We start from the raw sequence: 11,374 nt of genomic DNA, 5'->3' as shown, positions 1-11,374 counted from the left end.
GTTTAGATATTTCGGCAGGAATGCTTGAAGTAGGAAAGCAAAAAATTGCCGATAGAAACCTGTCTAACAAAATAGAAATGATTCTTGGAGATTCAGAGAAAATGCCATTCGATGATAATTCTTTTGATGCCATAACGGTAAGTTTTGGGATTCGAAATTTTGAGAACCTCGAAAAAGGACTTGCAGATATATTGCGTGTCCTTAAACCGAATGGGATTTTTGTTATTTTAGAAACATCTATTCCGGAAAAATTTCTTTTTAAACAGGGTTATTTTTTTCATACAAAATATGTTTTACCACTTATTGGCAGATTATTTTCTAAGGACAAAGTAGCGTATCAATATTTATCAGATTCGGCTTCTATTTTTCCTTATGGCGAGAAACTGAACAATATTTTACGGAATATTGGGTTTATAGAAGTAGAGCATTTGCCGCAAACATTTGGAGTAGCAACAATTTATTCGGCTTCTAAAAAATAATTATGAAAAAAGCACTTTTTTTATTACTAATCATAACTTCAACTACCAGTAACGCTCAGGTTTTTACTAAAAGCATGTTTGCAAAAAGACCTATTATAAATCTTGAAAATTTTGACAAGCAAAAGATTCATTTCGGGTTTTATCTTGGGTTTAATAACTATGATTTTAAAATAGACAAAAAATTTGACGACCAAGATGTTATTGTCGATAGTCAGACAGGTTTTAATGTGGGTCTAATAACAAATTTAAGATTGACAGAATATATAGATTTGCGTTTTGAACCTGGTTTGTATTATGGTCAGAGAAATCTGCGTTTTCCAAATTTTACAGACAATGTTGATGCACTTCGTGAAGTAAAATCTACGTATATTCATTTTCCTTTATTACTGAAATTTTCTTCCAAGAGAATGGGAAATGTTAGGCCTTACGTAATTGGGGGTGTTTCTACAGATCTAAATTTGTCTAGTAATGCCGATTCACCTGATGACAATTCATCTAATAGATTCAGGATGGTTAAAAACACAAGTAATTACGAATTAGGACTAGGAATAGATTTGTATTTTGAGTATTTTAAATTTTCACCATCTATAAGAGGTGTTTTTGGAATGAAAAACGAATTAATTTCGGACAAAGATCCCAATAGCCCTTGGACAGGAAATATTGATAAAATGGCTACAAGAGGAATTTTTATAAACTTTGCGTTTCATTAATTATTTGCTTCGTCTGTTCGCTATCTTCTAAACTCGCTCAAAACAATTGCTGTGGCTGTAGCTACATTCAAACTTTCGGTTAGTTGCAAATTGCCAAAGCGAGGAATAGTAATTTTTTGTGTTATTTTTTCTTCTATCGATTTAGATATTCCGTTAGCTTCATTTCCAAGGACAATGATTCCTTCTTGTGGCAAGTGTTTTTTGTAAATGTTTTCACCATCCATAAAGGTGCCAAAAATTTCTGTTTTCACATCGTTTAAATAAGACTCTAAATCTAGATAAGAAATAGTAACCCGAGCAATAGAACCCATTGTGGCTTGTACCACTTTAGGATTATAAATATCTACAGTTTGTTCAGAACAAACAATTTGAGAAATTCCAAACCAATCGCATAAACGGATAATTGTTCCTAAATTACCAGGATCACGAATGTCGTCTAACGCAATAATTAATCCATTACTTTCAATTTTTTTTTCTTGAGGAATTTTAAAAACAGCTAAACAATCATTTGCAGTTGTTAGTGCACTTATTTTCTTTAAATCTGAGTCAGAAATTAATGTTTTTTGAATTTCAGAAACTTCATAAAACATTGGTTTAGTATGGTATAAGTGTTCTAACTGAAAATTAGAGTGCAATAATTCCTCAATCACTTTTGTACCTTCGGCAAAAAATAATTCGTGTTGTTTACGGTATTTTTTTTGAACTAAACTCGTTATAAGTTTTATTTGGTTTTTACTAACCATAAAAAAGTGTATTTTTGAAGTAAATTTTTAAAAAAGTTTGAACAATAGTACTGCAAAAATATCATTATTTATTCTAATTCTGACACTTATTTCGGCATGTAATGTGGTGAAGAAAGTTCCAGAAGGGAAATACTTGCTAACTAAAAATGAAATTCTTGTAAATGATAAAAAAAATTCGCAAGAAGATATAACTGAACAAATAGTACAGCAACGTAACACCTCAATTTTTGGATATAAGCTTCGGTTAAATATGTATAACTTGGCTAAAAACAATACTGATTCTATTTTTAAAGCAAAATATACAGCTAATCCTGAAAAATATAAGAGAAAAGCCAAATGGCTTTCTAAGAAACAAGTCGATAGGTTAGGACAATCTTTTTGGTATTCTGGCTGGCATAGTTTTTTGAGGAGAACAGGAGAACCTCCAGTGATTATTGATACAATGAAAGCTAAAAGATCTGTAAAAAGATTAAAAGCTTATTATTTTAATAATGGTTTTTTTGATGCTGATGCAAAATTTACAGTAAACTACGACAAGAACAAGCGAGGAAATATAAATTATTCTGTATCTACAGGGAAGGCAACATTTTTAGACACTATTTCGCAAGATATAGAAACGCCAGAATTAGATTCGTTGTATCTACTTTCAAAATCTAAATCATTTATAAAAGAAGGACAACAATATAAAGCAGATAATTTAACAAACGAACGTAGTAGAATAACTGCCTATTTTAGAAATCATGGAGCTTATTATTTTCAACAGCAAAGTATAGGTTTTGTTATAGATACAACTAGTAAAAAAGCACCAGTTAAAATAAATATTACAAATCAAGTGGTTAAGGTTGGCGATTCTACAAAATCAAAACCATATAAAATATATCGTATTGGCGAGGTAAATATTTTTACAAATAACAAAACACAAATAACAGATAGTACAACATACAAAAATTTTAATATTTACAGCACAAATAAATTGCGATATAGACCAAAAGCTATTACTGACGCTGTTTTTATTCAAAAAGATAGTTTGTTTAGTGATGACAAGAGAACTCTTACTTTACGGTCATTAAGTAACTTACAAGTATTCAATTATCCTAACATTCAGTTTGTTGAAGATACGCTTACACAAACGCTAAAAACAAATATCTATATAACTTCAAAAGAAAAATTTCACTTCGAGGCTAATGCCGATTTTACTCGATCTAATGTTCAGATTTTTGGTATAACGGGTAGTCCAGCTTTTTCTATACGAAATCTTTTTAGAGGTGCAGAAATATTACAAATAGGACTTAGAGCAAATATTGGGTCTTCGAATGATCCTCAAATCGCAGACAACAGATTTTTTAATATTTCAGAAATTGGTGCTGATTTACGATTGAGTTTTCCAAGAATATTCCTCCCATTTAGAACCGATAAAATAATATATAAAAGCATGATTCCTTCTAGTGTTATAAGTGTTGGATTTGCCAAGCAAACAAATATCGGACTGGATAAAGAAAATCTTACTGCGGCTATCAATTACAATTGGACGCCTAAAAAGAATACAACTGTAAAATTTGACTTGGTAAATATTCAATATGTAAAAAACATTAATGTCGGAAACTATTTTAATGTGTACAGTTCAACTTATGATCGCTTAAATGATTTAGCAAAATTCTATAATAATAATTCTGATAATCTTACTATTGCTGACGGTGGTGCAGATAATTTTATGAATAGTGTATTAAATAACCAATATCCACTTTTGCCATCAACCAGTGCTGATTATAAGACTATAAAAAGTATTAAAGAAAGAAAAGATAGACTTACAGAGAATAATTTAATTTTTGCAGCAAACTTTGGTTATTACAAAGATTCTAAAACAGATTTTTTTGATAAAGAATTTTATAGTTTTAGAGGAAAGTTAGAAAGTGCTGGAAACGTACTTTCATTAGCATCAAGCCTTGCTAAAGTCCCAAAAAATCTTGATGGCACAAAAAATGTTTTTGGGCTACAATATTCTCAATACATAAAAGCAGAATTTGATTTCGTTAAAAACTGGGATTTAACAAACGGAAAAACTGTTGCGGTAAGAAGTTTTTTTGGTATTGCAATTCCTTATGGGAATTCTAAATCGGTACCTTTTTCTAGAAGTTATTTTGCAGGCGGTTCAAACGATAATCGTGCATGGCAATCTTATAGTTTAGGGCCTGGAAGTTCAGGCGGACTAAACGATTTTAACGAAGCAAATATGAAAATTGCTCTAAATGCAGAATTTAGATATAAAATTTTTGGAAATTTAAACGGCGCTTTTTTTGCTGATTGTGGTAACATTTGGAATGTTCTTGATAATGAAACCGATGAGAAAAAAGTTTTCTCTGGAATTTCATCTCTAAAGAGTTTAGCATTAGGAACTGGTCTAGGATTTAGATATGATTTTAAGTTTTTCCTAGCTAGATTAGATTTTGGTTTTAAAACATACAATCCCAAAAAAACAGAAAACGGTATAAAAACAGAAAACGGAATATGGTTTAAAGAAATGGCTATAAATAAAGCTGTGGTAAATATTGGTATAAACTATCCATTCTAAAAGTTAAATTAGTAATTTTGTAATTCTAAAAAATAATAAAAATGACTCACAATATAAAATCTGGTGTTGCAACAGGAGATCAAGTTCAAGAAATTTTTAATTATGCTAAGCAAAAGGGATTTGCATTACCTGCAGTAAATGTGGTAGGTTCAGATACTATAAATGGCGTTTTAGAAACAGCAGCAAAACTTAAAGCACCTGTTATTATTCAATTTTCAAATGGAGGAGCTCAGTTTAATGCTGGAAAAGGTCTCTCTAATGCAAACGAGAAATCTGCAATTGCAGGAGCCATTGCAGGAGCAAAACACATACATACTTTAGCAGAAGCTTATGGAGCAACTGTTATTCTTCATACAGATCATTGTGCAAAAAAGTTGTTGCCTTGGATAGATGGTTTACTAGATGCTTCTGAAATACATTTTGCCGAAACAGGAAAACCATTATATTCTTCTCATATGATAGATTTATCAGAAGAACCTATTGAAGAAAATATCGAAATTTGCAAAAGGTATTTAGAAAGAATGAGCAAAATGGGAATGACTTTAGAAATAGAGTTAGGTATTACAGGTGGAGAAGAAGATGGAGTTGATAATTCAGATGTGGATAGTTCAAAATTATACACACAACCAGAAGAAGTTGCCTATGCTTATGAAGAATTAATGAAAGTATCTCCTCGTTTTACAATCGCCGCAGCTTTTGGGAATGTACATGGAGTTTACAAACCAGGAAATGTAAAACTGACACCAAAAATCTTAAAAAACTCGCAAGATTATGTTCAAAATAAATTCAAAACAGCTAATAATCCTGTAGATTTTGTTTTTCATGGTGGTTCTGGTTCTACACTTGAAGAAATTAGAGAGGCAATAGGTTATGGAGTTATAAAGATGAATATTGATACCGATTTACAATTTGCTTTCACCGAAGGAATTCGTGATTATATGGTAAATAATATAGACTACTTAAAAACACAAATAGGAAGTCCAGATGGAGCTGAATCTCCAAACAAAAAACATTACGATCCTAGAAAATGGCTTCGTGAAGGAGAAGTAACTTTCAATACAAGATTAGAACAGGCTTTCGCCGATTTGAATAACGTAAATACATTATAATTAACAATTAACAATTGATAGTTGACAATTAATAATTATCCATTGTCAATTATCCATTATCCATTAAGAATATGAGTTGGTTTAAAAGAAAAGAAAAAGGAATTACAACAGCTACCGAAGATAAAATGGATGTTCCAAAAGGACTTTGGTACAAATCTCCAACAGGTAAAATTGTTGATGCCGATGAGTTAGCAAGAAATCTTTGGGTAAGTCCAGAAGATGATTTTCATGTAAGAATAGGAAGTGCAGAGTATTTTCAGATATTGTATGATGACAATGAGTTTAAAGAGTTAGATGCAAATATGACATCTAAAGACACACTTGGATTTGTAGACACTAAAAAATATTCAGATCGTTTGGTAGACGCTATGAGCAAGACCAAACTAAAAGATGCAGTTCGTACTGCAGTTGGAAAATCTAAAGGAAGGGATTTAGTGGTTTGTTGTATGGATTTTGCTTTTATTGGCGGTTCGATGGGAGCAGTTGTAGGAGAAAAAATTGCTCGAGGAATAGATCATTCTATCAAAAACAACATTCCATTTGTTATGATTTCAAAATCAGGAGGAGCACGTATGATGGAAGCTGCTTATTCGTTGATGCAATTGGCAAAAACTTCAGCTAAACTTGCTCAACTTGCAGAAGCAAAAATTCCTTATATTTCCTTATGTACAGATCCTACAACTGGTGGTACAACAGCATCTTATGCAATGCTTGGCGATGTAAATATTTCTGAACCAGGAGCTTTAATTGGTTTTGCGGGGCCAAGAGTTGTAAAAGACACTACAGGAAAAGATTTGCCAGAAGGATTTCAAACGGCTGAGTTTGTCTTAGAGCATGGTTTTTTAGATTTTATTACCCCTAGAAAAGAACTAAAAGACAAAATAAATTTATATTTAGATTTGATTTTAAATAACAAAATCAGATAAATAACAAAATTAGTAGATTGTTTTAGTTCGAAACTAATCCAGCTTTCCACTACAAGTTTTCTAAAAAAAAGCACACTTTTTTGCTCCAACAAAAACGTGTGCTTTTTCACTAAAGATTTCCACTACAAATGAAGTTACTGAACACTTATTAAATTAAAAAACAGTGAAGTAATCTGGGCTAAAGTATGGTCATTAAAAAATTATTTTTTCCCTTGAGTCAAATAATAAACAGGAATTCCTAACGATACAATAAATAATCCTAAGCCTGTATTTGTAGTATCATAAATTAATAAAGTAATACAAATCAAAGAAGTAATCACAATATAAATTGCTGGAATTAAAGGATATCCAAAAGCTTTATATGGTCTTTCGGCATCTGGCTCTTTTTTTCTAAGAATAAACACACCATAAATGGTTAGTATATAAAATAGCAAAGAAGCAAAAGTAGCATAGGTAAGTAAATCGCCATATTTTCCAGAAATACAAAGCACACAAGCCCAAACACATTGAAACCAAAGTGCTTTTTCAGGAACATTATTTTTGTTTAATTCGCCAGCTTTTTTAAAGAATAATCCGTCTTTAGACATCGCATAAAATAATCTCCCACCTGAAAGTATCAAACCAGAATTACAACCAAAAGTCGAAACCATAATTAATCCTGCCATTACAAAAACTCCAATATTTCCCATAATTACATTGGCAGCTGCTGCACCAACACGATCTTGACTAGCAAACATAATTCCGTTATTCATCACAGATTCTCCAATGGGAGTTCCATTAATTGGTAACAAAGCCAAGTAAGCAATGTTGGCCAAAATATAAATAATTGTAACAATCAACGTTCCCAAAAACAAACTTCTAGGAATATTCTTTTTGGGGTCTTTAATTTCAGCAGCAATAAAAGTTACATTGTTCCATGCATCACTAGAAAATAAAGAATTTATAATAGTTGCTCCCATAGCGCCTAGTAAGGCAATACCAGCTAATTGGGTTACGGTTACCGTTCCATCTTCATTCAAAACTGTCTTGGAAGCTTCCCACATATTAGCGAAGTTGTTAGATAAAACATCGGTTTGCAAACCAACATACAATCCTAAAATAATAATTGCAAACAAGGCAAATAACTTAGCTGAGGTAAAAACCAACTGAATCATTTTTCCGCTTTGCACACCTTTTGTATTAATATAGGTTAACAAAATAATACTCGCCATCGCCAGAATTTGCTTGTTCGTAAAAACATAACTTTCGCCAATAGTAAAAATTTTATTTTCTAATATTGGAAAAAATACAGCCGAATAATTAGCAAAAGCCACAGCAACAGCTGCAATTACTCCTGTTTGAATTACTGTAAAAACTGTCCAGCCATACAAAAATGACATTAATTTGCCATAAGCACGCTGAATATAAACAAACTGTCCGCCTGCGTTAGGCATCATTCCAGCTAATTCACCATAACTTAATGCAGCTGTCATAGTCAATAAACCTGTAACTAACCAAATCACTAAAAGCCAAGCCGCAGAACCTACATCTCTAGCCATAGCAGCCGTTACAATAAAAATCCCAGAACCAATCATAGACCCAGCAACTAAACTCGTGGCATCTAATAATCCTAATTCACGTTTAAAAGTTTGTTTTTCTTCTTGCATAAAATTATTTTTTGAATGCTAATATAGTTTTTTTATTAAATATGCATGACTCTCGAATAAACAAATAACCAAATCCACGAATAAACTTTTATATTTGTAAAATGAATGAAAATTTAGATCCTACAAATCAAAACTATAATCCTGAAGAACTCGATTTAGAAAAAAAATTGAGACCACTTTCGTTTGATGATTTTTCTGGGCAAGAACAAGTTTTAGAAAACCTAAAAATATTTGTGCAAGCAGCCAATCTTCGTGGAGAAGCGCTTGATCACACCCTTTTTCATGGTCCTCCAGGATTAGGAAAAACAACTTTAGCCAATATTTTAGCTAATGAATTAGGTGTTGGTATAAAAATTACTTCTGGACCAGTTTTAGATAAACCCGGTGATTTAGCAGGATTGTTAACTAATCTTGATGAGCGTGATGTTTTGTTTATAGACGAAATTCATCGGTTAAGCCCAATTGTCGAAGAATATTTATATTCTGCCATGGAAGATTTTAAGATTGATATTATGATCGAATCTGGACCTAACGCTCGTTCGGTTCAAATTAATTTATCTCCCTTTACATTAGTAGGAGCAACCACTCGTTCCGGATTATTAACTGCTCCAATGCGTGCCCGTTTTGGTATTCAAAGTAGATTACAATATTACAATACCGAACTTCTAACCACTATTGTACAAAGAAGTTCTTCTATTCTAAAAATGCCTATCACAATGGAAGCGGCTATAGAAATCGCTGGTCGTAGTCGAGGAACACCTCGAATTGCCAATGCCATGTTACGACGTGTTCGAGATTTTGCTCAAATAAAAGGTAACGGAAGTATTGATATTGAAATAGCAAAATTTGCTTTAAATGCTTTAAACGTTGATGCTCATGGTCTAGACGAAATGGACAATAAAATTCTAACCACGATAATCGATAAATTTAAAGGAGGTCCAGTAGGATTATCTACTTTGGCGACAGCCGTTTCTGAAAGCAGCGAAACCATTGAAGAAGTATATGAACCTTTTTTAATTCAAGAAGGATTTATCATGCGAACGCCTCGTGGAAGAGAAGTTACCGAAAAAGCCTATAAACACTTAGGAAAAGTTAAAACGAATATTCAAGGAGGGCTTTTTTAATAGCAATTTTGTCATTCTGACGAAGGACGAATCTTAAATTATTTGTGATAAACAACAAATCAAAATATACAAATCTCATAAAATCCGAAGCCAAACGCCTCGGGTTTTTGTCTTGTGGTATATCTAAAGCAGGTTTTCTGGAAGAAGAAGCGCCACGATTAGAAAATTGGCTAGACAAGCAAATGCAAGGACAAATGTCCTATATGGAAAATAATTTTGACAAAAGACTCAATCCAACATTACTTGTTGATGATGCAAAAAGTGTGATTTCATTATTACTAAATTATTATCCACAAGAAATTCAAAATTCTGATTCTTATAAAATCTCAAAATACTCTTACGGACAGGATTATCATTTTGTTATTAAAGAAAAACTGAATGCCTTATTGTATTTCATTCAAACAGAAATAGGAGAAGTTTCTGGCAGGGCTTTTGTAGATTCAGCACCTGTGTTAGATAAAGCATGGGCGGCAAAATCTGGATTGGGTTGGATAGGAAAAAATAGCAATTTACTCAGCAAACAAGTTGGCTCTTTTTATTTTATTGCAGAACTCATTGTCGATCTAGATCTCGAATATGATTATGCGACGACAGATCATTGTGGTTCTTGCACTGCTTGTATAGATGCTTGTCCAACTGAAGCTATTGTTGCCCCTTATATTGTTGACGGGAGCAAATGTATTTCTTATTTCACCATCGAACTAAAAGAAAATATTCCTCTTGAAATGAAAGGGAAATTTGATGATTGGGCTTTTGGTTGCGATGTTTGTCAAGATGTTTGTCCTTGGAATAAATTTTCGAAACCACACAGCGAACCACTTTTTCATCCTAATTCTGAAATTTTATCCTACACAAAGAAAGACTGGGAGGAAATAACAGAAGACACATTCAAAAAGATATTTAAAGATTCTGCAGTAAAACGAACAAAACTAGAAGGATTAAAAAGAAACATAAATTTTCTAAAAGATTAACCTGAAAAATTTCATTGTTACGTAGCATATTTTAACTTTGTAAATTCATAGTAATTTTAAAACATGTCAAAAGATAATAAAAGAAGAGAAGCATTACTATACCACGCTAAACCTACACCTGGAAAAATACAAGTTGTCCCAACTAAAAAATATGCTACCCAACGTGATTTGTCATTGGCTTATTCGCCAGGAGTTGCAGAGCCTTGTCTTGAGATTGCAAAAGACGTAAATAACGTATATAAATATACTGCCAAAGGGAATTTGGTTGCTGTAATTACTAATGGAACTGCCGTTTTAGGGTTAGGTGATATTGGTCCAGAAGCTTCCAAACCAGTCATGGAGGGAAAAGCTTTATTATTTAAAATTTTCTCTGATATTGATGTTTTTGATATAGAAGTTGATGCTACAGATATCGATAAATTTGTAGAAACAGTAAAGGCTATTGCGCCAACTTTTGGAGGAATAAATCTAGAAGATATCAAAGCACCAGAATCTTTCGAGATAGAAAGAAGATTGGTCGAAGAACTCAATATTCCAGTGATGCACGACGATCAGCACGGAACTGCAATTATTTCATCGGCTGCTTTATTAAATGCATTAGAGTTAGCTGATAAAAAAATAGAAACAGTTAAACTAGTTGTTTCTGGAGCGGGTTCGGCAGCATTGGCTTGTGCTAATTTATACGTACTATTAGGAGTAAATCCAGACAATATTATTATGTTCGACAAAGATGGTGTGCTTTCTTCGGAAAGAACAGATTTGTCCGACTTACAAAAAAGATATTCTAAAGCAAAGCCGAATATTAATTTACATGAAGCTTTAATTGGTGCTGATGTTTTCTTAGGACTTTCTGCAGGAAATATTCTTACGCCCGAAATGTTATTAGGAATGGCAAACGACCCTATCGTTTTTGCTATGGCAAACCCAACACCAGAAATCGATTACAATGTTGCCATTGCTACTCGAAAGGATATTATTATGGCAACTGGTCGTTCTGATTTTCCTAATCAAGTAAATAATGTTTTAGGATTTCCGTATATTTTCCGTGGGGCACTCGATGTGAGAGCGACTAAAATTAACGAAGCTATGAAAATGGC

General features: G+C 32.5%; 10 protein-coding genes. 8 read left to right on the top strand and 2 right to left on the bottom strand.

The genetic code is table 11. The features are described from left to right. The coding region (locus ACHZC3_RS06340; RefSeq protein WP_394759034.1) for a ubiquinone/menaquinone biosynthesis methyltransferase at positions 1-479 on the top strand (479 nt) is incomplete at its 5' end. A 2-nt stretch (positions 480-481) separates the two neighbouring features. Continuing rightward, positions 482-1,189, top strand: coding sequence for a porin family protein (locus ACHZC3_RS06335; protein ID WP_394759033.1), 708 nt, complete (start codon positions 482-484; stop codon positions 1,187-1,189). 20 nt (positions 1,190-1,209) lie between these two features. Here the strand turns inward: ACHZC3_RS06335 and ACHZC3_RS06330 are convergent, their stop codons facing one another. Beyond that, entirely contained in the window at positions 1,210-1,932 is a 723-nt protein-coding gene (locus ACHZC3_RS06330) for a TrmH family RNA methyltransferase (protein WP_394759032.1), read from the bottom strand. A 37-nt stretch (positions 1,933-1,969) separates the two neighbouring features. Here ACHZC3_RS06330 and ACHZC3_RS06325 point away from each other — a divergent pair, with 37 nt between their 5' ends. The 3 genes from ACHZC3_RS06325 to accD all read left to right on the top strand — a co-directional run bounded on the left by ACHZC3_RS06325 (position 1,970) and on the right by accD (position 6,536). Then, a complete protein-coding gene (locus ACHZC3_RS06325) occupies positions 1,970-4,501 on the top strand; it encodes a BamA/TamA family outer membrane protein (RefSeq protein ID WP_394759031.1) in 2,532 nt (843 codons plus the stop codon). A gap of 41 nt (positions 4,502-4,542) precedes the next feature. Further along, positions 4,543-5,610 carry a class II fructose-bisphosphate aldolase gene (gene fbaA, locus ACHZC3_RS06320; protein ID WP_394759030.1) on the top strand — a complete coding sequence of 356 codons (1,068 nt, stop codon included), beginning with the start codon at positions 4,543-4,545 and terminating at the stop codon, positions 5,608-5,610. Positions 5,611-5,681: 71 nt separating this feature from the next. Continuing rightward, positions 5,682-6,536 carry an acetyl-CoA carboxylase, carboxyltransferase subunit beta gene (gene accD, locus ACHZC3_RS06315; protein ID WP_394759029.1) on the top strand — a complete coding sequence of 285 codons (855 nt, stop codon included), beginning with the start codon at positions 5,682-5,684 and terminating at the stop codon, positions 6,534-6,536. Between the two features lie 200 nt (positions 6,537-6,736). On the opposite strand, the gene ACHZC3_RS06310 is transcribed toward accD, so the two are convergent. Continuing rightward, positions 6,737-8,182: an APC family permease gene (locus tag ACHZC3_RS06310; protein ID WP_394759028.1), complete on the bottom strand. Its 1,446-nt coding sequence runs from the start codon at positions 8,180-8,182 to the stop codon at positions 6,737-6,739. A gap of 101 nt (positions 8,183-8,283) precedes the next feature. On the opposite strand from ACHZC3_RS06310, the gene ruvB reads away from it, so the two are divergent. The 3 genes from ruvB to ACHZC3_RS06295 form a co-directional block, all read left to right on the top strand. Then, a complete protein-coding gene (gene ruvB / locus ACHZC3_RS06305) occupies positions 8,284-9,306 on the top strand; it encodes a Holliday junction branch migration DNA helicase RuvB (protein WP_394759027.1) in 1,023 nt (340 codons plus the stop codon). 44 nt (positions 9,307-9,350) lie between these two features. Further along, positions 9,351-10,277, top strand: a complete 927-nt coding sequence (gene queG, locus ACHZC3_RS06300) for a tRNA epoxyqueuosine(34) reductase QueG (protein WP_394759026.1) — start codon at positions 9,351-9,353, stop codon at positions 10,275-10,277. Positions 10,278-10,340: 63 nt separating this feature from the next. After that, the coding region (locus tag ACHZC3_RS06295) for a malic enzyme-like NAD(P)-binding protein (protein WP_394759025.1) at positions 10,341-11,374 on the top strand (1,034 nt) is incomplete at its 3' end.

Source organism: Flavobacterium sp., assembly GCF_043720215.1.
In the GTDB taxonomy this organism is placed as follows: domain Bacteria; phylum Bacteroidota; class Bacteroidia; order Flavobacteriales; family Flavobacteriaceae; genus Flavobacterium.
Note: the sequence above shows the minus strand (reverse complement) of the source record. Positions and strands in the feature narration are given on the sequence as shown.

Excerpts from the sequence above, each read along its gene's own strand:
- ACHZC3_RS06335 (WP_394759033.1), top strand. The coding sequence starts at position 482 with ATGAAAAAAGCACTTTTTTTATTACTAATCATAACTTCAACTACCAGT.
- ACHZC3_RS06330 (WP_394759032.1), bottom strand. The coding sequence starts at position 1,932 with ATGGTTAGTAAAAACCAAATAAAACTTATAACGAGTTTAGTTCAAAAA.
- fbaA (WP_394759030.1), top strand. The coding sequence starts at position 4,543 with ATGACTCACAATATAAAATCTGGTGTTGCAACAGGAGATCAAGTTCAA.
- accD (WP_394759029.1), top strand. The coding sequence starts at position 5,682 with ATGAGTTGGTTTAAAAGAAAAGAAAAAGGAATTACAACAGCTACCGAA.
- ACHZC3_RS06310 (WP_394759028.1), bottom strand. The coding sequence starts at position 8,182 with ATGCAAGAAGAAAAACAAACTTTTAAACGTGAATTAGGATTATTAGAT.
- ruvB (WP_394759027.1), top strand. The coding sequence starts at position 8,284 with ATGAATGAAAATTTAGATCCTACAAATCAAAACTATAATCCTGAAGAA.